23 protein-coding genes, 1 tRNA gene and 1 pseudogene are annotated in these 25100 nt (G+C 60.8%); 1 reads left to right on the top strand and 24 read right to left on the bottom strand.

The window, feature by feature from the left end:
• Positions 1–12: 12 nt before the first annotated feature.
• From L904_RS12815 to L904_RS12880, 14 genes are all read right to left on the bottom strand, one after another.
• On the bottom strand, positions 13–1095 hold the full coding sequence (locus tag L904_RS12815; protein WP_020810436.1) for an ABC transporter ATP-binding protein: 1083 nt from the start codon (positions 1093–1095) through the stop codon (positions 13–15).
• A 139-nt stretch (positions 1096–1234) separates the two neighbouring features.
• Positions 1235–2140, bottom strand: a complete 906-nt coding sequence (locus L904_RS12820) for an ABC transporter permease (protein WP_020810437.1) — start codon at positions 2138–2140, stop codon at positions 1235–1237.
• Positions 2130–3074, bottom strand: a complete 945-nt coding sequence (locus tag L904_RS12825; protein WP_020810438.1) for an ABC transporter permease — start codon at positions 3072–3074, stop codon at positions 2130–2132. Before L904_RS12825 ends, L904_RS12820 begins: the two co-directional genes overlap by 11 nt.
• Positions 3075–3147: 73 nt before the next feature.
• Positions 3148–3636 (bottom strand): Cu(I)-responsive transcriptional regulator, encoded by a 489-nt coding sequence (gene cueR / locus L904_RS12830; protein ID WP_003520818.1) that lies wholly within the window; start codon positions 3634–3636, stop codon positions 3148–3150.
• A gap of 11 nt (positions 3637–3647) precedes the next feature.
• Positions 3648–4658, bottom strand: coding sequence for a 2Fe-2S iron-sulfur cluster-binding protein (locus L904_RS12835; RefSeq protein ID WP_031233938.1), 1011 nt, complete (start codon positions 4656–4658; stop codon positions 3648–3650).
• A gap of 12 nt (positions 4659–4670) precedes the next feature.
• Entirely contained in the window at positions 4671–7175 is a 2505-nt protein-coding gene (locus tag L904_RS12840) for a heavy metal translocating P-type ATPase (protein WP_020810440.1), read from the bottom strand.
• A 166-nt stretch (positions 7176–7341) separates the two neighbouring features.
• Positions 7342–7427: transfer RNA gene (locus tag L904_RS12845), tRNA-Leu, on the bottom strand.
• A 234-nt stretch (positions 7428–7661) separates the two neighbouring features.
• Entirely contained in the window at positions 7662–8390 is a 729-nt protein-coding gene (locus L904_RS12850; RefSeq protein ID WP_020810441.1) for a hypothetical protein, read from the bottom strand.
• Positions 8391–8553: 163 nt separating this feature from the next.
• On the bottom strand, positions 8554–9087 hold the full coding sequence (locus tag L904_RS12855; RefSeq protein ID WP_003520813.1) for a MerR family transcriptional regulator: 534 nt from the start codon (positions 9085–9087) through the stop codon (positions 8554–8556).
• 274 nt (positions 9088–9361) lie between these two features.
• Positions 9362–9700 carry an integration host factor subunit alpha gene (locus L904_RS12860; RefSeq protein ID WP_035260182.1) on the bottom strand — a complete coding sequence of 113 codons (339 nt, stop codon included), beginning with the start codon at positions 9698–9700 and terminating at the stop codon, positions 9362–9364.
• 244 nt (positions 9701–9944) lie between these two features.
• The gene (locus tag L904_RS12865; protein WP_059752548.1) at positions 9945–10916 is read right to left on the bottom strand and encodes a beta-ketoacyl-ACP synthase III; all 972 of its coding nucleotides are present in this window, start codon (positions 10914–10916) and stop codon (positions 9945–9947) included.
• A gap of 4 nt (positions 10917–10920) precedes the next feature.
• Entirely contained in the window at positions 10921–11982 is a 1062-nt protein-coding gene (gene plsX, locus L904_RS12870; protein WP_035261625.1) for a phosphate acyltransferase PlsX, read from the bottom strand.
• Between the two features lie 98 nt (positions 11983–12080).
• On the bottom strand, positions 12081–12644 hold the full coding sequence (locus tag L904_RS12875; RefSeq protein WP_035261636.1) for a DUF177 domain-containing protein: 564 nt from the start codon (positions 12642–12644) through the stop codon (positions 12081–12083).
• Between the two features lie 8 nt (positions 12645–12652).
• Complete coding sequence (locus L904_RS12880; protein WP_035261628.1) at positions 12653–13192, bottom strand: ubiquinol-cytochrome C chaperone family protein; 540 nt, start codon at positions 13190–13192, stop codon at positions 12653–12655.
• Between the two features lie 271 nt (positions 13193–13463).
• On the opposite strand from L904_RS12880, the gene L904_RS12885 reads away from it, so the two are divergent.
• Positions 13464–13994, top strand: a complete 531-nt coding sequence (locus tag L904_RS12885) for an outer membrane protein assembly factor BamE (protein ID WP_003520808.1) — start codon at positions 13464–13466, stop codon at positions 13992–13994.
• A 76-nt stretch (positions 13995–14070) separates the two neighbouring features.
• Here the strand turns inward: L904_RS12885 and L904_RS12890 are convergent.
• The 10 genes and pseudogenes from L904_RS12890 to L904_RS12935 form a co-directional block, all read right to left on the bottom strand.
• A pseudogene (locus L904_RS12890) lies at positions 14071–16225 on the bottom strand (sodium-translocating pyrophosphatase).
• Positions 16226–16426: 201 nt separating this feature from the next.
• Entirely contained in the window at positions 16427–17650 is a 1224-nt protein-coding gene (locus tag L904_RS12895) for an MFS transporter (RefSeq protein WP_020809941.1), read from the bottom strand.
• Positions 17651–17671: 21 nt separating this feature from the next.
• Positions 17672–18169, bottom strand: a complete 498-nt coding sequence (gene nusB, locus L904_RS12900) for a transcription antitermination factor NusB (RefSeq protein WP_004441180.1) — start codon at positions 18167–18169, stop codon at positions 17672–17674.
• A gap of 4 nt (positions 18170–18173) precedes the next feature.
• Complete coding sequence (locus tag L904_RS12905) at positions 18174–18620, bottom strand: 6,7-dimethyl-8-ribityllumazine synthase (protein ID WP_020809943.1); 447 nt, start codon at positions 18618–18620, stop codon at positions 18174–18176.
• A 164-nt stretch (positions 18621–18784) separates the two neighbouring features.
• The gene (locus L904_RS12910) at positions 18785–19417 is read right to left on the bottom strand and encodes a LysE family translocator (RefSeq protein WP_020809944.1); all 633 of its coding nucleotides are present in this window, start codon (positions 19415–19417) and stop codon (positions 18785–18787) included.
• Between the two features lie 299 nt (positions 19418–19716).
• Positions 19717–20328: a riboflavin synthase gene (locus L904_RS12915; RefSeq protein WP_003520802.1), complete on the bottom strand. Its 612-nt coding sequence runs from the start codon at positions 20326–20328 to the stop codon at positions 19717–19719.
• Positions 20328–21572: a bifunctional diaminohydroxyphosphoribosylaminopyrimidine deaminase/5-amino-6-(5-phosphoribosylamino)uracil reductase RibD gene (gene ribD / locus L904_RS12920; RefSeq protein WP_020809945.1), complete on the bottom strand. Its 1245-nt coding sequence runs from the start codon at positions 21570–21572 to the stop codon at positions 20328–20330. Before ribD ends, L904_RS12915 begins: the two co-directional genes overlap by 1 nt.
• A 2-nt stretch (positions 21573–21574) precedes the next feature.
• Positions 21575–22054, bottom strand: a complete 480-nt coding sequence (nrdR, locus tag L904_RS12925; protein ID WP_003496675.1) for a transcriptional regulator NrdR — start codon at positions 22052–22054, stop codon at positions 21575–21577.
• Between the two features lie 14 nt (positions 22055–22068).
• Complete coding sequence (gene glyA / locus L904_RS12930) at positions 22069–23358, bottom strand: serine hydroxymethyltransferase (RefSeq protein WP_020809946.1); 1290 nt, start codon at positions 23356–23358, stop codon at positions 22069–22071.
• Positions 23359–23556: 198 nt separating this feature from the next.
• Positions 23557–24888 (bottom strand): murein L,D-transpeptidase, encoded by a 1332-nt coding sequence (locus L904_RS12935; protein ID WP_003520799.1) that lies wholly within the window; start codon positions 24886–24888, stop codon positions 23557–23559.
• Positions 24889–25100 lie beyond the last annotated feature (212 nt).

Below are 25100 nucleotides of genomic sequence, written 5' to 3' on the forward strand. Positions count from 1 at the left end.
CGTCGCCCTCCCTCAGCAGACCGTGTGACCGGCATGATCGTGACCGGTATGATCGTGGTTGGCATGGTCGTGACCGACCGCCCAGCACCGCGCCTTGCGCCCTTCGGGCAAGGCATTCAGATCCGGTTCCGAGGCCATGCAGCGGCCGCTCATGCCTGCCGAATTGGCAAGCGCGCAGCGCGGATGAAACCGGCAGCCGCAGGACATGTCATGGGCCTGTGCACTGGAGCCGGGGATCGTCAGTAATTGCCCCTCGCTGTCGGTGGTCAAAAGCGAACAGCTGATGAGCGCCTTGGTATAGGGGTGCTGCGGCGCCTTGAGGATCGCCTGGGTCGGCCCCTCCTCGACGATGCGGCCGGCATACATGACCGCGATCCGGTCCGCGAAGGCGGCAACGACCGAGAGATCGTGCGTGATGAGCAGCGTGGCAAGCCGGCGCTTGCGGCGCTCGTCGTCGAGCAGGCGCAGGATTTGTGCCTGGACGGTGACATCAAGCGCCGTCGTCGGTTCGTCGGCGATCAAAAGCTGCGGATTGCCGGAGAGTGCGGCCGCAATCATCACACGTTGTGCCATGCCGCCGGAAAGCTCATGCGCAAAGCACTGCGCCCGCGCCGAAGGATCGGGAATGCCGACGTCCGACAGCAGACCGACGACCCGGTTAAGTGCGGCGTGCCGGCTCATTTTACGGTGAATCCAGAGCGGCTCCGCCACCTGCGTCCTCACCCGACTGGTCGGGTCGAGCATGGCCTGCGGCTGCTGGAACAGCATGCTGATATCTGCGCCGCGCAGCGCATCGAGTTCGGAAGATGAAAGAGCGAGAATATCGCGCCCGGCAAAGGAAATACGGCCGGAATTGATTTCCGCGCCCTGCGGCAAAAGCCGCATTAGCGACAGCGCCGTCATGCTCTTGCCCGACCCGGATTCGCCGACGAGAGCGACGACTTCTCCGGCGTTGACGGAAAGCGTCAGGCCCGAAATAACAAACTTGCGGCCATTTTGCGCCGGCACGGAAACGTGCAGGTCTTCTATCTCCAGAAGCGGTGCGCATTCAGGGGACATGGCCGTATTGGCAAGCGTTTGTCCTTCGATATTCATAAGAGTTCCCCTTATTTTTATTGAATCGGAGGCATTGCGTATTCTTCATGCGGCTTCAGACGATATTACTCTCCTTCCGGTTCCGTTGCGTCATCTATGTTTGACAATCGTCAAATCGACCATTGCCCGTTGGCAGGCGTCAATGACCGTTGGTTTTTTTCGTTTCCAGGTTAAGGCCATGGCCGATCCACGTCACGCTGAGCGCCGCCAGGAAAATCGCCAGACCCGGTGCGATGACGAGAACGGGCATCCGCTCCGCGTAAGCCTGCGCATCGGCCAGCATCAGCGCCCAGTCGGCGGCCGGCGGCTGTACGCCAAGGCCCAGAAACGACAATCCGCCCACCGTGATCAGCTTGTGGCCAAAGCGCAGGAACGCCACGGCCGCAATGGGCCAGATCGTGTTGGGAATGATATGCCGGAAGATGATGAAGCGCCGTGTGCAGCCGAGCACCTCTGCCGCGCGGATATATTCGCGGGAATTGATCGAGAGCGTCAGCCCCCGCGCCAGCCGCGCAAAAGGTGTCCAGCCAACGATGGTCAGCGACGCGATCAGCGTGCCATATCCCGGACCGAAAATGGCGACGAGGAAAATCGCGATCACCACGTCCGGTATGGCGATGAGCAGGTCCACGATGCGCATCAGCACTTCGTCGAGGATGCCACGGCTGCGGCCGCTGATGATGCCGATGAAGGTTCCGATCACGACCGACAGAATGACGGTGATGGCGGCAATCGTGACCGTGAAGCGGCCGCCGATCAACAGCCGGCTCAAGACATCGCGCCCGAGATGGTCCGTCCCAAGCCAATAGGCGGCGCTCGGCGCATTCAGCCTGAGCCGAAGGCTCTGCTTTGCCGGATCATAGGGCGAAATCCACGGTGCGATCACCAGCAGCAGGATGATGACGAGAAAAATCGCCGATCCCGCATAGAAGGTCCAGTGCCGACGTCGGATGAAATCCGTGAACCGGGCGAGGTTCGAAGGGCGCTTGGGCGTGGTCATCGGCATGGCGGCGGCAGACGCGCTCGGGAAGTGGCTAATGGTCATGGTGAGCTCGCATTGCTGGATTGATCAGGACATAAAAGCTGTCGGCCAGGGTATTGATCAGGATGGAGAGCGCCACGATGCAAATGAAACCGCCCTGCAGCATCGGAATATCGCGATTGACCACGGCGTCGTAGAGAAGCCGGCCCATGCCGGGAATGGCGAAGATCACCTCCACGACCACCGATCCGCCAAGCAGGCCGGCAAGCCACAGGGCGAAGAAGGTGACCACCGGCAGCGAGCCGTTGCGGATACCGTGGCGCATGACCGTGCCATGCATGCCGAGACCGCGGCTGCGGGCCGCCGTGATATAGGGCGCGCGCAGCACCTCGGCCATTGCCGCGCGCGTCACCTGGGTGAAATAGGCAAGCGGCCGCAACGTCAGGGTCAGGGCGGGAAGCACCAGCGAACGCCAGCTATCCCATCCGGCCGAGGGTAACCAGCCGAGATAGAGCGCGAAGACCAGCGCCGACATGGGCGCAAACCAGTATTCGGGCGTTGCAACGAAGGTCTGGATCATCAGCGTCGCAAAATTGTCCAGCCGACCGCCGGGACGCATCGCCGCCAGGGTGCCGAGCGGCAGGGCGACGGCCACCGCGACCGCCAGCGCCGTCAGCGCCAGCGTCACCGACACCCAGAGCGATCGCAAAAGCTCGGCGGCGACCGGCTGGCTGCTGGTGAAGGAAAATCCGAGGTCGCCCCGCAGCGCGCCCGACAACCATGCGAAATATTGCACATAGAGCGGGCGGTCCAGCCCGAGGCTGACCCTGAGCGCCTCGACCGCATGCGGATCGAGCGCCGTATCGCGCATGCGCGACATGAGAATGGTGCGGGCCGGATCGCCGCCCGCCATATAGGGCAAAAGAAACGCGATGACGGACACGATCGCCAGCATCAGGCACAGAATAAGGAAGCGCTGTATTATCTGTATCCACATGGCTTGGTCTCCTTCACCACAATTGGCGTCTGCACTGCAATCCACGCCCGTTTCCCAAACGGAAAACGGCCGCTTATTTCACCGGGCGCTGTAGATCCATCACCGGACCGGAGGTGCCCTTCAGCATTCCGGTGCGCTTGGGCACGATGGCCACGGTCGTAAAATCGATATCCTCGGCATGGGCGAGATCATGGATGATCGGGCAATCCGGCTCACCGTTGTCAGGGCAATAGGTTGCAAGATTTCGCAGCGTGTCGGCCATCTCGCGAAGCGTATGCATCTTTGCTTCCAGATCGACGACATGTTCCATGACGATGCGTTTGACATCGCAGGAGGCGCCGCCCGGATCGCGCCAGAGCGTCATGAGCTGCCTGATCTTTTCGATGGAAAAACCGAGATCTCGTCCGCGCCGGATGAAACGCAGCGTTTCCAGATCATTGGCCGTATAGACCCTGTATCCGGACTCCGTACGGTTTGCCGATTTGATCAGGCCGATTGTCTCGTAATGCCTGATCATCTTCGCAGAAACACCGGATGCGGTGGCGGCTGTGCCAATATTCATCGATCCTGCTCCTATCTTTCCGGGGTGAAAAACACGTCTGCATGAATGTCGGCGGTGCGCATGCCGCGCGCCAGAAGCTGCGGCACCGTCGCCTCGATCATGGCCGGCGGGCCTGCAATATAGGCTTTCCAGCCATCGAGATCGTCGAAATCATCCGCCACGGCCGCACCGACATAACCGCACCGGATATCGGCATGTTCCTCATGCGAGAGAACCGGAACGAAACTCAGATTGCCATGCCGCGCGACAAGATCGCCGAAGCGGTCGAGCATATAGAGATCACGCTCGGCGCGCGCGCCGAAATAGACATGAACCGGTCGTTCGCGGCCCGTTGCGAGCGCCGCCTCGACAACCGCTTTGACGGGAGCGAGCCCCGAACCGCCGGCAATACCGAGGATCGGCCCGCAATGTTTTTCCCGCAGGAACGAAGAGCCGAAAGGCCCGACTATCGTGACGGGATCACCCGCGCTTGCGAGCGAGAAGATGCGGCCGCTCGTCATGCCGCCGGGAACATGCCGGATGTGGAATTCAATCAGTTCCTCATCCACCCTGCTGGCAATGGAATAATCGCGCGGCGAACAGTCAGGATAAAGCAGGCGCACATATTGTCCGGGTTTGAAGGTAAACTGCCCGCGATCGTCAAGCCGGATGCGGATGAGCTTGATATCATGCGTGGCATCCACCGCCTCCGCAACCACGCCCTCAAAGCGGCCGGTCGGAATATCGGCGATCTCATCCGCCCCGTCGAGCCAGCTGATCGTCATGTCGCTCAACGGCACGGCCCGGCAGGCGAGCGTCAGGCCATCGGTTTTCTCCTCTTCGGTCAAGGAGAAGGGCGTATGCTTGAGAAGGTCGATTTCGCCGGAAATGAGATGCGACTTGCAGGCGCCGCAGCGGCCCATGCGACAGCCATGCGGATAAGTAACCCCTGCGGCCAATGCGGCCTGAAGCACGGTCTCACCCTGCGCCGCCATGATGCTGCGTCCGATCTGCGGCAGATAGATTGTGTTGCCAGGCGTCATCATGTCCGCCTCCTATTCGGCCGCTGCGAGCTGCATGCCGGACGATCTGTCCGTCAGCGGCGCGCGGAAGCTTTTCAGGCGCAGCGCATTCGTCAATACGAAGACGCTGGAAAGCGCCATGGCTCCGGCGGCAAGGACAGGCGACAGCAGAACGCCATTGACAGGATACAATATTCCGGCCGCCACGGGAACGAGAGCGGCATTGTAAGCGAAGGCCCAGAACAGGTTTTGGCCGATATTGCGGATCGTGGCCTTGGAGAGCGCGATGGCGTTGGCGACGCCGCGCAAATCGCCGGACATCAGCACCACATCGGCGCTTTCAATGGCGACATCCGTGCCCGTGCCGATGGCAAGGCCGACATCGGCGGCGGCCAGCGCCGGCGCATCGTTGATGCCATCGCCGACAAAGGCGACACGTCGCCCGCCGGCGGCAAGCCTCTTGACGGCCTCCACTTTGCCGTCGGGCAGCACTTCCGCAACAACCTCGTCAATGCCGAGGCGGCGGGCGATGGCTTCAGCGGTGCGGCGATTGTCACCCGTGATCATCGTGACCTTGAGGCCGAGCGCATGCAGCGCCGCAATCGCCTCCGGGGTCGTCTGCTTGACCGGATCGGCAACCGCGACGATCGCGGCCAGCCTGCCGTCGACGGCGGCATAAAGCGGCGACTGCCCTTCCCTGCCCAGCCGCTCGGCATCGTCTGCGAACATCGCGACATCGTAACCGAGCTTCGCCATGAACCGGTCCGCGCCCGCTTCCACCCTGCGGCCGTCGACCATGGCTGCAACACCAAAGCCGGGGGTCGCCTCGAAGCCTTCCGCATCGGCAAGCGTCAGGCCGCCATGTTTCGCAGCCTCGACGATCGCTTCGGCAATCGGATGTTCGGAATGGTTCTCCAGCGAGGCGACGAGGCGCAACACCTCATCCGCATCGAAGCCCTCTGTCGTGGTAAAATGCACCAGTTTCGGCTTGCCGAGCGTCAGGGTGCCGGTCTTGTCGACGGCGATCACATCGGCATCGCGGAGCGTCTGGAGCGCATCGCCACGGCGGAACAGCACGCCCATTTCGGCGGCGCGGCCGGTGCCGACCATGATCGAGGTCGGCGTGGCAAGGCCCATGGCGCAGGGACAGGCGATAATGAGCACCGCAACCGCATTGACGAGCGCAAAGGTCAAGGCCGGATCGGGCCCGAACATGAACCAGACGATGAAGGTGGCGAGCGCTGCCAGCATCACCGCCGGCACGAACCAGTTGGTCACCTTGTCCACCAGCGCCTGAATGGGCAGCTTGTCGGCCTGCGCCTCCTCGACCATGCGGATGATCTGGGCGATCAGCGTATCGGCGCCGACCTTGGTGGCGCGGAAGGTGAAAGAACCGTTGCGGTTGACCGTGCCGCCGACGACTTCGGAACCCGTCGCCTTGGTGACCGGCACCGGTTCGCCCGTGATCATCGATTCATCGACATAGGAAGAGCCGCTGAGGACCAGCCCATCGACCGGTACTTTTTCGCCGGGGCGAACGACGATCACATCGCCGGTGCGCACGTCCTGCAACGGCACATCGATGGTTTCGCCATCGCGCAGCACGCGGGCGGACTTGGCCTGCAGGCCGACGAGCCGCTTTATCGCCTCGCTGGTGCGGCCTTTGGCGCGGGCTTCGAGGAACCGTCCGAGAAGGATGAGCGTGACGATGACCGCCGCCGCCTCGTAATAGACATTGGCCGTGCCGCTCGGCAGGATTTTGGGCATGAAGGTTGCGACAACCGAAAATCCCCAGGCGGCGGCAGTGCCCAGCACGACGAGCGAATTCATGTCCGGCGCCAACCGCAGAAGTGCGGGTATGCCCTTTTTGAAGAAACGCAGGCCGGGCCCGAACAGAACCAGCGTCGTCAGCGCAAATTGCAGATACCAGCTTTCCTGCATGCCGACCGTTTCCATCACGAAATCATGGATGGCGGGCACCAGATGCGACCCCATTTCCAGCACGAAAACCGGTAGCGTCAGAACAACGGCGACGGCGAGGTTGATTTTGAGGCTGCGCAGTTCCGCCTCGCGCTTGTCCTGCTCTCCATCCGTGGCTTTGTCGGCGACAACCTCGTTCGCCCTATAGCCCGCCCGCTGGATGGCATCCGCCAGATTGGCCGCAGAGGCGGCGTTGCCGGCGACGCGGACGGTGGCGCGTTCCGTCGCCAGATTGACGCTTGCACCGGAAACACCGGATACGGCCTTCAACGCCTTTTCGACACGTCCGACACAGGAGGCGCAGGTCATGCCCTCAATATCGAGTTCGATGGTTTTCTCTTCGACGCTATAACCGGCCTGCCGCACCGCCTCGATAACGGCCGGCACATCCGGCGGCCCGGAAAAGGAAATGTCGGCACGTTCCGTTGCCAGATTGACCGATGCTTTCAGAACGCCCGGCACCTTGGCAATGGCCTTTTCCACGCGTCCGACACAGGAGGCGCATGTCATGCCATCGATCGCAATCTGATGGCTCGCCCGGATCTCCATTTGTGACATGCGTATGACCCCTCTTTTCTTGTGTTAAAAAAAAGATAGGGCTTCCCATCGTGGCAAGGTCAATAGGTTCTTTTTGATGATTTTCAAGTGACGATGCCGTGCACGTGAACGGGTGTTTTACGCCGGCTCAGGAGGTGGACACAGACGACAAGTCAGGGGAAAAAAGTGGTGCGGACGGCGGGACTTGAACCCGCAAGACCAATGGTCGGCAGATTTTAAGTCTGCTGCGTCTACCGATTTCGCCACGTCCGCATTGCCGCGCCGCGTACCGTTCTGGCCGGGGCGCTGCAAAAAATCGTCATGCTTCTGGCGCCCGGCACTGGGGCCGGTCCCAAACACGACTGAGCCTCATCTACACAGGCCGAACCGTTTCGGTCAACGGGGCCTCGGAGCATTTCCGGGAAAAGTGGGCCCGGTTTTCCGTCCGGAAATGCGGCGAACAAAGAGCTGGAGCGTTTTCGCGATTCGAAGAAAAGCGAGAACGCTTTAGCCACACCAGGACTGATTTTTTGCCGATGCCGGATGCGCGAGCCCTTCCCGCACGAGTTGATCGGCGAATGATACGCCCGAACGCGAAAGCCGTTTGCGGTCCGTGGCTTGGCCGCCCGCAGCACCGGAGGACGCCACATCGAAGGCGCCGGCATTCAGCATGTCGCGAAGCCTTACCTTCGCTACGAAACCGCGCTGGCGCTCTTCCATGCAGCGCGCCCGGTCGATCTGCGGCACTTCTATGCCGGCAAGCTGCATTTTCACGCCCTTCATCCAGAAAGTGTTGCCATCGGCCACGCAATTGTTGAGGCCGGAACGACCGCAAAAGGCAAAAGTACCGCTTTTTTCAGCGAGCGAGATTTTTTCGACCGAAGGGCGCGTTTCCGGCAGGATAGCAGCGACCTGGCTCGGTTGCGAAGCGGACGGCATGGCGATCGGGCGCGGCGGCACCGGGCCATTGCCGGGCAGAGCCGGCGATGCGGGGCGAATGGACGCCACTTTTTCCGGCGTGACGGAATCGCGCTTGGCCGCTGTCGCGACTTTCGAAGAACTCGTGGCCGGAGATGTCGCCTTTGCAACATGCCGCTGCGGCAAAAGACTGTCGCGATGTTCGTAAGCCTGAATGCCGCCGGCAACGACGCCCAGCATCAGCACCCATGGCCAAACGCTGCCGCCACCCGATTTCTTCGCCGTGCGGCGTCGTGCTGTCGATTTTCGATTGCTCACGATCGGACTCCTTTTTACGGAGCCGCATTATCGGCCAAAGGAGTTTCCGAAAGGTTGGCATTGCCGGGCGTTTTCGTTTTTCAGAGAAGCGGGAAAACGCCCTAACCCCTTGTTTTCCCGATTTTCCGAATGGAACGCACGCAAATGAGCTGTGGATAAACCCTCAGCGAACCTGATCGAGAAGGCGCTTGCATTCGAGGAGATCGAACAGGGCTTCCTGCAAAAGCGCCTGATCGTCCTTGCCGATGCTCGACTTGCCGACCGATATTTCCGCATCGCCGCCGCCACCGCCGAAGCCGAAAAAACGGCCGCTTGGCTTGGCCTTCGGGCGACCGACGACCTCGTCCCCATCGGTATCGACGACACGCGGTTCGGCGACTTCCTTTTCACCGCTCGCCGCCATGATGGCTTCCATGGTCGCAAGATCACCGGAGGCGATTGCCGCCACGAAGCGGTTGCCATTGGCTTTCAGCAGCTTCTGCACGCCCTTGATGGTGTAGCCATGGTCATAAAGAAGATGACGAATGCCCTTCAGGAGATCGATATCGTCAGGGCGGTAATAACGGCGGCCCCCGCCCCGTTTCATCGGCTTGATCTGCGGAAAGCGTGTTTCCCAGAAACGCAGCACATGCTGCGGCAGGTTCAGCTCATCCGCCACTTCACTGATCGTCCGAAACGCGTCGGGGCTTTTATCCAAATTTCCACTCCCATCCGAACCGGAGCGCCATGCATCCGGCCGGACACTGAACGAGAACGCTTTTCACCCGCCGGTCAAACACCGCGCAAAGTCGGTTACGACCCCGCGCCGACGCCGTTGCGGCGAGATACAAATCACTAAAATTGATTATGATGTGAGTCGACCGGATTTCAACGGCTTGCACGTTGAAATTCAAGTATGTTCACAAGAAGAATGGGGAAAAAGGCTTGCGATACGGCAAAAAAGGCGTCTCGCTTAGACCTTGAGAGCGGGATTACGTCCCGGCCTTCTGGCCCTTCTGCTTGGCTTTGCGGGCCGTATGGGCCTTCAGAATGCGCTGCTTCAGCACGTTCGAGGCCTTGAAGGTCATGACGCGACGTGGGGAAATCGGAACTTCCTCACCCGTCTTCGGGTTGCGGCCGATACGCTCGTTCTTTTCCCGTATCTGGAATGTCGCGAAGGACGAAAGCTTGACGACTTCGCCGCGGGTGATCGCGTTGCATATTTCGTCGATGATCGTTTCGACCAGTTCGGCGGATTCGGTGCGGGACAGCCCGACTTTACGAAACACAGATTCTGCAAGATCTGCGCGTGTCACTGTCTTCCCGGCCATTTTTCCCCGCAAACCGTGTCTGAACTCTTCTCTAGGAGCCGCCGAGATTATTTCCCTTGTGGCGACCGGTCAAGGGATTGTTCCAGATTCATTTGAGGCTTTCGGCAATCAGTGCAAGGGCTTAGAGCGAGTGATACGGTTTTGACACAGGCTCGGGCCGCTCCGGCGCTTCCGATCGGGGCGTGAGCGCGAAAATCACAACCGATTTCGCGCCATCGCCCCGGCAAACGCGGAAATCAGGCCTTTACCAGCGCAGCAGCACAGCGCCCCAGGTGAAGCCGCCGCCCATGGCCTCCAGCATGACCAGATCGCCCTTCTTGATGCGTCCGTCACCGGCGGCAACGGCGAGCGCCAGCGGAATGGAGGCTGCCGAGGTATTGCCGTGCTGATCGACGGTGATCACGACCTTTTCCGGGTCGATGTTGAGCTTCTTTGCCGAACCGTCGATGATGCGCTTGTTGGCCTGATGCGGAACCAGCCAGTCGAGATCGTCGGACGTCGTGCCCGTCGCCTCGAAGGCCTGTTCGATGACATCGGTGATCATGCCGACGGCGTGCTTGAACACTTCCCGGCCTTCCATGCGCAGATGACCGACGGTGCCTGTGGTGGAAGGTCCGCCATCGACATAGAGCTTTTCCTTGTGCGAGCCGTCGGAGCGAAGCTGCGCCGTCAGAATGCCGCGATCGGCGGAGGTGCCCTCGCCTTCACCGGCCTCCAGAACCAGCGCACCGGCGCCGTCGCCGAAGAGAACGCAGGTGGTGCGGTCCTTCCAGTCGAGGATGCGCGAGAAGGTCTCGGAACCGATCACCAGAACGCGCTTGGCCATGCCGCCGCGAATATAAAGATCGGCGGTCGATACGGCATAAACGAAACCGGAGCAGACGGCCTGCATGTCGAAGGCGAAACCATGGGTCATGCCAAGACGGTTCTGGATGTTCACCGCCGTTGCCGGAAAGGTGTTATCCGGGGTCGAGGTGGCCAGAATGATGAGGTCGATATCGTCGGGCGTCAGGCCGGCATTATCGAGCGCGGCGCGCGCCGCCGCTTCGCCGAGAGACGCGGTGGTTTCACCTTCGCCGGCGATATAGCGCTGCTTGATGCCCGTGCGCTGCACGATCCATTCGTCGGAAGTCTCGACGACCCCTTCGATTTCGCTGTTGGTCATGACACGCTTCGGAAGCGCTGCCCCGAAACCACGGACTATAGAGCGGATCATTCCCTTATTCCTCGTCAGCCACGAGAGCTTCGGGCGCCGGGGGCGGAAGCCGTCTTGCGTGGTAAATCTTCAGATCATTTTCAATCTTGGCCGTCAGACCGTTGTGGACCATGTCGTAGCCGACATCGACGGCGGAGGCAAAACCGATGGCATCCGTGCCGCCATGGCTCTTGATGACAATGCCGTTCAGGCCGAGAAACACACCGCCATTGACCTTGCGCGGGTCCATCTTTTCACGAAGCACATCGAAGGCGCTTTTCGCCAGGATATAACCGATCTTGGCGAAGAAGCTGCGGGAGATCGCCTCACGCAGCAGCGTGGTGATCTGGCGGGCGGTGCCTTCGGCGGCCTTGAGCGCAATGTTGCCGGTGAAACCTTCGGTCACCACCACATCCACCGTGCCCTTGCCGATATCGTCGCCTTCGACGAAACCGCGATAATCGATGGTGGCGAGATCGGCCTCGCGAATGAGACGCCCGGCCTCACGCACCTCTTCCTGACCCTTGACCTCCTCGACGCCGACATTGAGCAGGCCGACGGTCGGACGGTCGATATCGAAAAGCGCACGCGCCATGGCGCCGCCCATCAGGGCGAAATCCAGAAGCTGCTGGGAATCGGCGCCGATGGTCGCGCCGATGTCGAGCACGATGCTTTCGCCCTTCAGCGTCGGCCAGATGCCGGCGATTGCCGGGCGTTCCACCCGCGCCATGGTGCGCAAACAGAATTTCGCCATGGCCATCAACGCGCCGGTATTGCCGGCGGAAACGGCGACATCCGCCTCGCCGAGCTTCACGGCTTCGATGGCACGCCACATGCTGGAGACGTAGCGGCCACGGCGCAGCGCCTGGCTCGGCTTCTCATCCATGCTGACCGAGACTTCACAATCGTGAAAGACCGACTTTTCCCGAAGTGCGGGATATTGTGCCAGAATGGGGTCGCATTTGCTCTTCTGCCCGTAGAGCAGAAAAGTTACATCGTTGTGCCGTTCAAGCGCCTTGGCGGCACCGGGTATGGCAACATCTGGGCCGAAATCGCCACCCATGACGTCAATTGCAATTCTGATCACTCGTCCCTTATCCTTCTTCCCGCCAATCAGCGGTTTTGCGCGAAAATACCTTTTCCGGCCTTCGTTACAATAAAATTATTTCAGCCCGGCTGGGCCATTCAGTCTTTTTTCCAATCTTTCAGCACGGCAAAAGGCGATGGACGCTTCTCTTCCCCAGGCTGCCTGTCGGCCGTTTCGGGAAATTCCGCATCCGGTTTGCGCGGATAGGGATCGATCGCGAGCGCCGCAAATTCGGCAACCACAGCACCGACATCGATGCTGTCGCCGGTGAACTGGTCGGGAATATCCGGGCCGTCGGGGTCGAGCACGATCTCGCCTTCCTCATTGGTCACCATCCGCGCCAGTTTCGAACCTTCCGGAACGAAAATCTGCTCGACTGGCTCGTCGATCTTGCTCGAGATCGGCTCCAGCGTGACGACGCAGGATTGCGTTACCGCCGCATGCACTTCGCCCTTGATCTTAACGCCATCCTTCTTCCAGCGGGAAACCTGCAGCTCCGCCTTCAGATATTCGACGGAAACCACATTCCAGAATTTCGCCAGCGCCTTCAGTTCCTCGGCACTGGCTTCGAGACCAATCCTGACCGGATTGGCGGAAATATGGCCTACCTTTACGGGATAGGAAAAAGGCAGGTCGTCATTTGCAGGGTGTCGCGCGTTCATCGTGAACCTCATCGTCCAGGCAAGGGCAGCGTCAGGCTTCCGGTTGCTATTGTGTCTTCGGACTGGGCGGCAAGTTGCGTGGATGCGTCCATCATCCAGCCTGCCAGCCCCTCCATCTCGGGCGCCTTCTCATCTACCTGCGGATATATATTGCGCCGGAGCGCCGCGGCAAGGGCAACGCGGTCGGAAGCATCCAGCGCCGCCGCATAGGATTCGAGCCGCCCATAGAACATGCCGGCGAATTTCTTCATGCGCTTCGGCACGCCCTGATCGCCGATTCCCAGTTCGCGGATGGAATGATCGAGGTCCTGAAAAAAGGCGTCGACGATCTCCTGGGCAATTTCCTGCCCGCTGACATCGGAGGATTTGGTGCGGCGGAAATAGAGAATCATGATGACCGACAGCATCTCGAAGCGGCCCATGACCGTATCGGGAACACCGAGATCGAGATAGAAAGCGGGCGTCCGGGCAGCGGCGGTCAAAGTCGCATATTGCCGGTCGACAATGGCGCGATTGTTGTTTTTCTTCTTGAACAGCCCGAATATCATCGTTTTTTTTCCGAACGGGACGGGTGAATTCGCTTACCGCCCATCGCACTTGTTGCATGATCGTCAAAGCTGGTTTACCGAAGCATCCACGAATTGCAATGCTGTCGCGGTCACGTTCGTCTTTCGCCTGAAACAGTCGAAGAGAACCGGAGGAGTTCCAAAAGACCGGGAAAGCATTGAATTTGGGGAGTGACCGGGATTTTCCGTCCCCGGATTGACACAATCATGTGCACAGACACTGTGCACCACGCAATGCCGGAAGGTGCCATTCATGATCGCAGTCGGGGAAAAGCAGTTGAGCAAGCAGAAATCCGCAAGTCACGGCAATGTTCTGAGCAAGACCGCCATCGCAATCGTGCTCGCATCCGGCCTGCTTTCCGCCTGCAGCAGCACGACCGATGTGTTCCATAACGGCTACGTCATGGACGAGCAGTCGCTCCAGCTGATCCCGGAAGGTTCGAGCCGCGAGCAGGTTCTGCTGACCATGGGCACGCCCTCCACCACCGCGACCTTCGGCAACGAGGTTTTCTATTACATCTCGCAGAAGCGTGTGCGCCGCGCGGCCTTCATGAAGCCGGCGCTGGTCGAGCAGAACATTCTCGCGATCTACTTCAACAAGGACGGCGTGATCGAGCGCAAGGCCAACTATACGCTGCAGGACGGCAAGGTCTTCGACACGATTTCGCGCACCACACCGACGGGCGGCAAGGACCTCACCTTCCTGCAGCAGCTGCTTTCCGGCGGCACCTCCGGCGCCAATATCGCCAAGAGCATTCTGGGTCAGGGCAACAACACCCCCTGATCGGAAGAAGAAACGGAAAATTCAAAGGCCCGGGGATCGCTCCCCGGGCCTTTTTCATTTGTCGGAACCTAAGCCCTCAGTGGGCAAGAACCGCCAGCAGCAGCAGCGCCACGATATTGGTGATCTTGATCGCCGGGTTGACGGCTGGACCGGCGGTATCCTTGTAGGGATCGCCGACCGTATCGCCCGTCACCGACGCCTTGTGGGCGTCCGAACCCTTGACGTGGCGCACGCCGTCCTTATCGATGAAACCGTCTTCGAAGCTCTTTTTGGCATTGTCCCATGCGCCGCCACCGGAGGTCATAGAAATCGCCACGAAGAGGCCATTGATGATGACGCCAAGCAGCGATGCGCCAAGTGCTGCGAAGGCCGACGCCTTGGAGCCGGAAATGGCCAGCACGCCGAAATAAACGACAAGCGGCGCCAGAACCGGCAGGAGCGACGGGATGACCATTTCCTTGATCGCCGCCCGTGTCAGCAGATCCACGGCCTTGCCGTAATCAGGCTTTTCCGTTCCGGCCATGATGCCGGGCTTTTCGCGGAACTGGCGGCGTACTTCCTCGACGATCGAGCTTGCCGCCTTGCCCACCGCCGTCATGGCGATGCCGCCGAAGAGATAGGGGATGAGGCCGCCGAACAGCAGGCCCGCAACGACGTAAGGATTGGCGAGGCTGAAGGAAATCTCGCCCATATCCTTGAAGTAGGGATAGGTGTCGCCATTGGCGGCGAAATAGGAGAGGTCATTGGCATAGGCGGCGAACAGCACCAGTGCGCCGAGACCGGCAGAACCGATGGCGTAACCCTTTGTGACGGCTTTGGTGGTGTTGCCGACAGCGTCCAGGGCATCGGTCGCCTTGCGCACGTCAGGATCGAGACCGGCCATTTCGGCGATACCGCCAGCATTGTCCGTGACCGGGCCGAAGGCGTCGAGGGCCACGATCATGCCGGCGAGGCCGAGCATGGCGGTGACCGCGATGCCAGTGCCGAACAGGCCGCCGAGCTGGTAGGTTCCGATGATGCCGCCAACGATGACGATGGCCGGCAGCGCCGTCGATTCCAGCGAGACCGCAAGGCCCTGGATGACGTTGGTGCCATGGCCGGTGACAGACGCCTGGGCGATGGAGTTGACCGGCCGCTTGTTGGTGCCGGTATAATATTCGGTGATGACGACGATCAGCGCCGTCACGACGAGGCCGACCAATCCGCAGAAGAAGAGATTGGTGCCGGTGATTTCCATGCCGGCTACCGTGCCCACCACTCCCCAGCCGACCGTGGCATGAGTGGCGACCGCAAGACCCGCAACCGAGAAGACACCGGTGGCGATCAGGCCCTTGTAGAGCGCCCCCATGATGGAATTGTTGGTGCCGAGCTTCACGAAGAAGGTGCCGGCAATCGAGGTCAGGATGCAGGCGCCGCAGATCGCCAGCGGATAGACCATGGCGCTTTCCAGTATCGGCGTTCCGGCAAAGAATATCGCGGCGAGAACCATGGTCGCGACGACAGATACGGCATAGGTCTCGAAGAGGTCGGCGGCCATGCCGGCGCAATCGCCGACGTTGTCGCCGACATTGTCGGCGATGGTTGCCGGGTTGCGCGGATCGTCCTCGGGAATACCGGCCTCCACCTTGCCGACGAGATCGCCGCCGACATCCGCACCCTTGGTGAAGATGCCGCCGCCGAGGCGGGCGAAGATGGAGATCAGCGATGCGCCGAAGCCGAGCGACACCAGCGCATCGATCACCTCACGCGAGCCGGCCGGATGGCCCATCACCGAGGTGAGGATGAAATAATAGATGGAGACGCCGAGCAGCGCGAGACCCGCCACCAGCATGCCGGTGATGGCGCCCGACTTGAAGGCGTATCGAGACCGGCGGAAAGGCTGTGCGAGGCGGCCTGCGCGGTGCGCAGATTGGCGCGCACGGAGACATGCATGCCGACGAAGCCGGCGACGCCTGAAAGCACCGCGCCGACGAGGAAGCCGATGGCCGCCATGGATGACAGAAGATACCAGGCCAGAATGGCGACGATCAGTCCGACGATGGCGATGGTGAGATATTGACGGGTGAGATAAGCCTGCGCACCTTCACGGATAAAACCTGCTATTTCACGCATACGCTCGTTGCCCTGATCGGCATCGAGAACGCTTTTGGTGGCCCATACCGCGTAAACCACGGACAGGACACCGCATAAAATTACTATGGGTATTACGGTCATGCGCACTTACCTCCCAAAAGGCCGGGTCTCACTCCCTCCCCGGCGTGGCGAAACCTTGTGCAGGGAGATGCGGACGGCCTGTCCCAAATCCCGTCTTGGGCATTTGTTCCCCTCCCAAGGAAAAATGTCCTCGGAGCGGAGATTGCGTTGGCGCGAGGTGCCGCGTCAAGCCCACAAATTTGCCTGAAACTTGAAAGGAGTAGAGTGCGGCGCGCGACTCAGGCTGCTTTTTTGCGGCTTGTCAGGACAAGTGACAGGACAAGCAGGAGGCAAAGCCCGGCAACCGGCCAGATGACGAGGTTCATCACCGACCAGCCCCAGGCCGTAAACACCTTGCCGGAAGAGAAGGATGACAGCGCCACGGTGCCAAATAGCACGATATCGTGGAAACCCTGCACCTTGTCCGCCTCATGCGGGCGGTAGCTGGAGGTGATGATGGCGGTTGCGCCGATGAAGCCGAAATTCCAGCCTAGGCCGAGCAGGATGAGCGCCGCCCAGAAATTCCACAGCTCTATGCCCATATGGGCGACGATGGCGCAGGCCATCAGCACGATGAGGCCCGCCGCGACGATTTTTTCCGAACCGAATCGGGAAATCAGCATGCCGGTGAAGAAGCTCGGGCCGAACATGGCGAGCACGTGCCACTGGATGCCGAGCGTGGCGAGTTCGGTGGGGAAACCGCAGCCGACCACCATGGCGAGCGGTGCGCCGGTCATCATGAAGGTCATCAGGGCATAGGAACCGATGCCGCAGATCATGCCGGTGACGAAACGCTGCGTGCGGACGATTTCCGACAGCGGCCTTACCGATTCGACATGGGCGGCAGCCGCCTTGGGATCGGGCAATTTCAGAAACGCCAGAATGGCGATCGAAACGAGGCCGAGCGGAACGAGCGCCAGAAAAGCGCCGGCAAAGGTGACCGGCGCAAGCAAATCCTTGCCGAAGATGGCGAGTTGAGGCCCGACGATAGCGGAAATGATGCCGCCCGCCAGAATCCAGGAGATCGCCTTCGGCTTGTAGAAGGATGGAGAGGCGTCGGCCGCTGCGAAGCGGATCTTCTGGGTAAAACCGCCGGAAATGCCGATCAGCAGCAGGCCGACGGCAAACAGCCAGAAATCCGAACGGAAAAGCGCCACGGCGGCAATGCCGCCGCCGATGGAGCACATCAGCGCGCCGACCATGAAGCCTGCCTTGCGGCCAAGGAAGCGGGATGCAGCCGCCACGCAGATCGCGCCGAGCGCAACGCCGATATTGAAACCGGTGAGAGGCGCGGTCGCCAGCGACTTATCCGCGCCGAGCAGCTGATAGCCGGCAAGAGCGCCGACCGAAAAGCTCAGGGGCGCAGCCGATCCCATGATCGCCTGCGCGATGGTGAGGAGAAAGACGTTGCGCTTCGCCTCGTCCAGTTGAACTTCAAGTCCGGGGACGGAAACGGCGCTCATGTCTTCCTCACCTAAGTTTTTTTAGCGTTTTGCCTCGCCGCGCACCTGCTTGGCAATGCGGTCAAGTACCGCATTCACCAGCTTCGGCTCGTCGTGTTCAAAGAAAGCACGGGCGATTTCGACATATTCCGTGACGATGACGGCGACCGGCACGTCCTTGCGCTCCAGAATCTCGAAAGTGCCTGCACGCAGGATGGCGCGCACGGTGGCATCGAGGCGCGACAGCGGCCAGTCTTCCAGAAGGGCGGAGCGAACCAGCGGGTCGATCTTCGTCTGATCGCGGACGACGCCGGAAACGATGGAACGGAACCAGGACGGGTCGGCCTTCAGATAGGTATCGCCGTCGACTTCCTGCCCGAGACGGTGCGCCTCGTATTCGGCCACGACTTCCATAACGCCGGTTCCGCCGACATCCATCTGGTAAAGCGCCTGCACGGCCGCAAGGCGGGCCGCGCCGCGCTGGTTGGCGGGCTTTACCGAAGGCTGGCGCGGTTCGCCGCCATTTTCAACATTCGACATGCGTTCAGCCACCCAGTTTTTTCTTCAGCTCGATCATCGTCAGCGCCGCACGCGCCGCGAAACCGCCCTTGTCCTTGTCGGAACGGCGCACGCGCGCCCATGCCTGTTCGTCATTCTCGACGGTGAGGATGCCGTTGCCGATCGGCAGCGATTCGCTGACGGCGAGATCCATCAGGGCGCGGGAGGATTCGTTGGAGACGATGTCGAAGTGGTAGGTCTCGCCGCGGATTACCATGCCGAGCGCAACGAAACCGTCATATTCCGTGCCGTCATTGTCAGCACCGTCAAGCGCCATGGCGATGGCGGCGGGGATTTCCAGCGCGCCGGGAACGGTGATGACATCATAGGTGGCGCCAGCCTCATCGAGCGCGAATTTCGCGCCTTCGAGAAGGGCATCCGCCATATCGTCGTAAAAACGTGCTTCCACGATAAGAAGATGGGGTTTGGACATGATATTTTCCTGAAAAGCTTAATGCCGGATCATACCGGCTTTTGCGGCGGTCAAACCACGGCTGGCCATTTTTGGCAAGTAATTTCATGTGTCAGCGGCGCAAGAGGCCGCGTTTGCGGGGCATTTGGCCGGGTTTCACGCCTCCCGGCGCGGCTTCGCGACAATCAGGTTTTCTGGAAGGCGAGATGGACGCCAAGCCCCATCAGCACCGTTCCGGCAGCGCGTCGAGCGAGCACCTGCACCGCCCCGGAACGCTTCAAACGCCCAACCATGGCGCCTGCGAGAAGCACGCCGACAAGATCGGCCGAGGAAAAAATGAAATTGACGGCGATGCCGAGGATCAGCAATTGCAGCCAGACCGGAAAGGCCGCCGCAGGGTCCACGAATTGCGGCAGGAAGGCCAGAAAGAACAGCGCTGTCTTCGGATTGAGCACATCGACAATGATGCTGTCGATAAAGGCGCGGCGGGCCGATTTCGGCTCGATGGTCAGATTGACCGCCTCGCCTTCAAGCTTGCTGCGCAGCATCGAGAAGCCGAGCCAGACGAGATAAAGCGCGCCGCAGAGCTTCACAGCGAGATAAAGCCACGGGACGGCCTGAAACAGCACCGAAAGCCCTGCCGCAGAGGCGAAAATGTGGAAATAGCAGCCGACATGGATTCCAAGCACCGCCATCAGCCCGGCAAACCGTCCGCGCGCCATGGTCTGCGCCGCCGCATAAAGCATGGCCGGACCGGGGATATAGGCGAACAAGGCGGTGGTTATGAAAAAGGCTGTCAGCAATTCGAAGGACGGCATGATGTATTTCCCCTACCCCGTTTGGCTCGCGGTCGATATCAAACGGCCTAAAAAGTCTTATAGCGTTTCCAGCTTCATCGGAAGCGGGGTGCTTGAGAACAATTGCAATATGCCGCGATTTCAGGTGTTGACCACTCCCCTTTCCGTCATTCCGGCCTTGAGCCGGAATCCAGTCGACGCGCGTCTGCGCGGCGGGAAAAGTTCTTTCAGCCCAAAGACTTGGGCTGGCTGGATTCCGGCTCAAGGCCGGAATGACGGAGGAGGCGTCGGTGCGTCATCCTCTCCAAAGCATCGTCACATTACGCCGAGGGAAATTCCGCAAGCCTTGCGGCATAACGCGCCATGGTATCGACTTCGAAATTGACGAAATCGCCCGGCTGGCGTTCGCCCCAGGTGGTGACAGTTAGCGTGTGGCGGATCAGCAGCACGTCGAAATCCGTGCCTTCGACGGCATTGACGGTGAGCGACGTGCCGTCGAGCGCCACGGAACCCTTGGGCGCCACGAATTTCGCCAGATGCTCCGGCGCGCGCAGGCGGATGCGCACCGCCTCACCTTCCGATTCCACCGAAAGGATTTCCGCCCTGCCATCCACATGCCCGGAAACGATGTGGCCGCCAAGCTCATCGCCGATCTTGAGCGCCCGCTCCAGATTGACGTGGGTGCCCTTTTGCCAGCCGGCAATCGTCGTCAGGCGCAGCGCCTCTTCCCATGCCTCGACCTCGTACCAGCGCTCATTGCTGCCGTCTTCCGGCAATCTCGTCACCGTCAGGCAGACGCCGCCATGGGAGATGGACGCGCCCATATCGATGGTCTTGGGGTCGTAATTGGTCGCCACCCGCAGACGCACGCCTTCGGCCAGAGCTTCCAGCTCGGAAACGGTTCCGACGTCGGTGACAATTCCGGTAAACATCAAATCGGCCTTTCATAATCGAAGCAGCGATCCCGCCCATAGGCGGTCTCGCTGACCAGAGCATAGTCGCCCGGAATATCGGCACGGTTGAGCGGCGTTTCAATGCCGCCCTCACCGATCACGACCGGGCTTTCGAACAGCATGATACGGTCCACCAGCCCGGCTTCAAGGAATGATTTTGCGGCAAAGGCGCCGCCTTCGACCAGAAGTTCCGACATGCCGCTTTCGGCGAGAATGTGGAGGAGGTTTTCGAGCGTTGAGGCTTCGAGGATCTGGACGCCGGCGTTTTCCAGAAGTTGGCGGCGGCGGTCGCGGCTACCCCCCTCTGCCCTGCCGGGCATCTCCCCCTCAAGGGGGGAGATCGGCAAGGGGCTGTCCGCTCGGTCAAATTGCGCTTGTGGTGCACCCTCTCTGGCCGTCGATGCGGGGCGGAGCGGCGCTCCATCGATCTCCCCCCTTGAGGGGGAGATGCCCGGCAGGGCAGAGGGGGGTATAGCCGCGACGACCACCGGCACCTCCCGCGTAGTCCTCACCAGCTTCGATGTCAGCGGCAACTCAAAATGCCGGTCCAGCACGATCCGCACCGGGGAACGCTGCTCCATGCCGGCAATTCGCACCGTCAGTTCCGGATCGTCAGCAATCGCCGTGCCAATCCCCACAAGAATGCAATCGCAACGCGCCCGAAGTTCATGCACGGCATGGCGTGCCTCGGGACCGGTAATCGCCACCTGCCCTTCGCCTTTGCTGCCAATCATGCCATCGGCGGAAATGGCAAGCTTCAGAATCACATGCGGGCGTTTTTTCACCTGACGCGTGAGGTAACCGGCCAGCGCTCTCTTACCTTCATCCCGCAACAGGCCGGTTTCCACGACAATGCCGGCATCCCGTAAAATCGCATAACCACGGCCGGAAACACGCTCGTCCGGATCATCCACCGCCACCACGACGCGGGTGACGCCGTATTCCACCAGGGCATTGGCGCAGGGCGGGGTCTTGCCCCAGTGGGAACAGGGTTCGAGCGTCACATAGGCGGTCGCGCCGCGCGCCGCCTCGCCGGCGATTTCCAGCGCCTGCCGTTCGGCATGCGGGCGGCCGCCGATGGCGGTCACGGCTTCGGCGATGATTTTCCCGTCTTTGACGAGCACACAGCCGACGGAGGGATTGGTGAGCGTCTGGCCCTGATGGCGAAGCGAAACCTCGATTGCCCGAGCCATGAATCTTTCGTCATCGGCGCGGGTGGTCACAGCTAGACTCCGGCGTCCGTATCGCGGGCGATCTTGGCGTTGATTTCGGCAATCACGTTCTCGAAATCCTCGGCATGGCTGAAATCGCGATAGACCGAGGCGTAACGCACGAAGGCCACGTCATCGAGGCTTTTCAGCGCTTCGAGAACCTGAAGGCCGATTTCTTCCGAGGGGATTTCCGTCTCGCCGGAACTTTCCAGACGGCGGACGATGCCGGAGACGGCACGCTCTATCCGGTCGCGATCGACCGGGCGCTTGCGCAGGGCGATCTCGAAGGATCGCACCAGCTTTTCCCGGTCGAAGGGCAGCTTGCGGCCGCTTTTCTTGATGACCATCAGCTCGCGCAGTTGCACGCGCTCATAGGTCGTGAAGCGGCCGCCGCAATCGGGGCAGATGCGCCGCCGGCGGATGGAGGTATTGTCCTCCGCCGGACGCGAGTCCTTGACCTGCGTGTCTTCAGAACCGCAAAAAGGGCAGCGCATCTTCGTCCTTTCTCTTACATGTACGGATACATGGGGAAACGGTCCGTCAGGCCGACGACCTTTTCACGCACCGCAGCTTCGACGGCGGCGTTGCCCTCATCCGAATTGGCAACCTTCAGACCATCGAGAACCTCGACGATCAGCTTGCCGATTTCGCGGAATTCCGCTTCCTTGAAACCGCGCGTCGTGCCGGCTGGCGTGCCGAGACGGACACCGGAGGTGACGAAGGGCTTTTCCGGATCGAAAGGAATGCCGTTCTTGTTGCAGGTGATGTAAGCGCGGCCGAGCGCTGCTTCCGCGCGCTTGCCGGTGGCGTTCTTCTTGCGAAGATCGACCAGCATCAGGTGGTTATCGGTGCCGCCGGAGACGACATCCAGACCGCCTTCGACCAGCGTTTCGGCCAGCGCCTTGGCGTTCTTGACGACCTGAGCGGCATAGTCCTTGAACTCGGGCTTCAGCGCTTCACCGAAGGCGACGGCCTTGGCGGCGATGACATGCATCAGCGGGCCGCCCTGCAGACCGGGGAAGACGGCCGAGTTGAACTTCTTGGCCAGATCCTCGTCATTGGTGAGGATCATGCCGCCGCGCGGGCCGCGCAGCGATTTGTGCGTGGTGGTGGTGGCGACATGGCAGTGCGGGAACGGCGACGGATGCTGGCCACCGGCGACGAGGCCGGCGATGTGCGCCATGTCGACCATCAGGTAGGCGCCGACTTCATCGGCGATCTCGCGGAAGCGCTTCCAGTCCCAGACACGCGAATAGGCGGTGCCGCCGGCGAGAATGAGCTTCGGCTTGTGTTCCTTGGCCTTGCGCTCCACCTCGTCCATGTCGAGCAGGTTGTCGCCTTCACGCACGCCGTAGGAGACGACATTGAACCACTTGCCGGACATGTTGACCGGCGAACCATGCGTCAGGTGGCCTCCCGAGTTCAGATCGAGACCCATGAAGGTATCGCCCGGCTGCAACAGCGCGAGGAACACGGCCTGGTTCATCTGCGAACCGGAGTTCGGCTGGACGTTGGCGAAGTTGACGCCGAACAGCTTCTTGGCGCGTTCGATGGCGAGTTCTTCAGCGATGTCAACGAACTGGCAGCCGCCGTAATAACGCTTGCCCGGATAACCTTCCGCATATTTGTTGGTCATGATCGAACCCTGCGCTTCGAGCACGGCGCGGGAAACGATGTTTTCCGAGGCGATCAGTTCGATCTCGTGGCGCTGGCGACCCAGTTCCTTCTCGATCGCGCCGAAAATTTCCGGATCGACATCGGCAAGCGGACGGGAGAAGAAAGCATCTGTGTTCGACATGGTGAAGGCTCCTGAAACAGTAATGCGATGGCGTCTTAGCGCCCTGCCCCGACAAGAGCAATACGGGCAGCGAGATTTGCCCGTCAAACTGCGACGTTGCGACAAAAAACGACAGATGTTTTCAGAAAATCGCCAAGAAAAAAGCCGCACCCGAAGGTGCGGCTCATGGTGATGGAATGAAATGGCGGCGATGCCGGATCAGTTGCGCGGCAACAGATCGTCATCCACCGGGCCGGCGGGCTGTTCCATGCCGCTCGTGGTGTTGAGCGCCAGTTCGGCGTTGCCGTCCTTTTCATAGATATCATCGCGGAACTGCACCACGCCGTCCTTCGCCGACCAGGCGGTGATGTAGACGAAATAGACCGGGATTTCCTGCGCCAGCTTGATCGGCGTGTTGACGCGGGTGGCGATGACGCGCTCCATTTCCTGACGCGACCAGCCGGGCGTGTCGCGCAGCAGCCAGCTCGTCAGGTCGCGCACGTTCTGCACGCGCACGCAGCCGGAGGATTCGAAACGCATCAGCTTGTTGAACAGGCCCTGCTGCGGCGTGTCGTGCATATATTCATTGTTCGGATTGTGGAAGTTGATCTTCGTGGACGACATGGCGTTGATCTTGCCGGGGTCCTGACGGAACATCAGGTTCGGCGCCTTGGGCGCAAACCAGTCGACCGCGGTTGGCGAAACTTCCTGCCCCTTGCCGTCGATGAGGCGGATGTTGTTCCGCTCCAGATAGGTCGGGTCCTTCTGCATCAGCGGCACGATGTCCTTTTCGACGATCGAGCGCGGCGCGGTCCAGTAAGGGTTGAGGATGACCTCGTAAATCTTGGAATTGATCACATGGGTCGGGCGGCTGGCGCGGCCGACGACGGCCGTGTTGCGCAGCACGACGCGTTCATTTTCAACGGCTTCGATGGCGGCGGCCGGGATATTCACCATCAGGTGACGCTGACCGAGATCGCCGGACATGGACTGGATGCGAACGAGGTTGGTCTGCAGCTGCGCCAGACGGATTTGCGCGGAAACATTGAGCGCCTTCGTGGTGTATTCGCCGCTGACACCATCGGCCGGAAGGCCATGACGGGCCTGGAAACGCTTCAGCGCGCCATCGACGTAACTATCGAAGGCGCTGGAAATGCCGGCTTCACGCGGCAGGTCGCCGGACACCATCAGTCGCTGGCGCAGCGCCTGTACGGAAGGATCCGAGACGCCGATCTGGAGACGCTGCTGGGACGCGGGCACTTCCGGCCAGCCGCCATTCTGCACGATCTGCTGATATTGCATGATCGCCTGCTGCATGTAGACCGGCGCTTCGCGTCCGAGAACCGGATTGTTGGAAACCACGCCCACGGCCGAACGCGACGTATTGGCGTCGAACTGGTCATCCCAGTTGCCGCGGCGCGAAGAGCCCATGAGATCGTTGAGCGCGTTCTGCGCAAAGGCCGGCGCGGCAAGCGCGGCGGCACCAACGGAAACGGCCGAACGCAGAAGCGCGCGGCGCGATACGGAATCGGAAACGGATTTCTTTGTCATTCTACCTACCAGCCACTCTCTTCGGCATTCTCAACAATGCCTAAATCAATATGATTAACAAACACGTACAACGTGTCTGCCGGCTGGTAATACTCGACACCCATCCATTGGGCGCCATTGTCTGGCAGAACGGTCGGGACTTGCCGCGACAGCAGGAGAAACAGCCGGCTCCTTCACCCTTGCCGGTCCCATATCAATATGGCCGATTCGTG

Origin of the sequence: Agrobacterium sp. LY4, from assembly GCF_001526585.1 — a bacterium.
Taxonomy (GTDB): Bacteria; Pseudomonadota; Alphaproteobacteria; order Rhizobiales; family Rhizobiaceae; genus Agrobacterium; species Agrobacterium leguminum.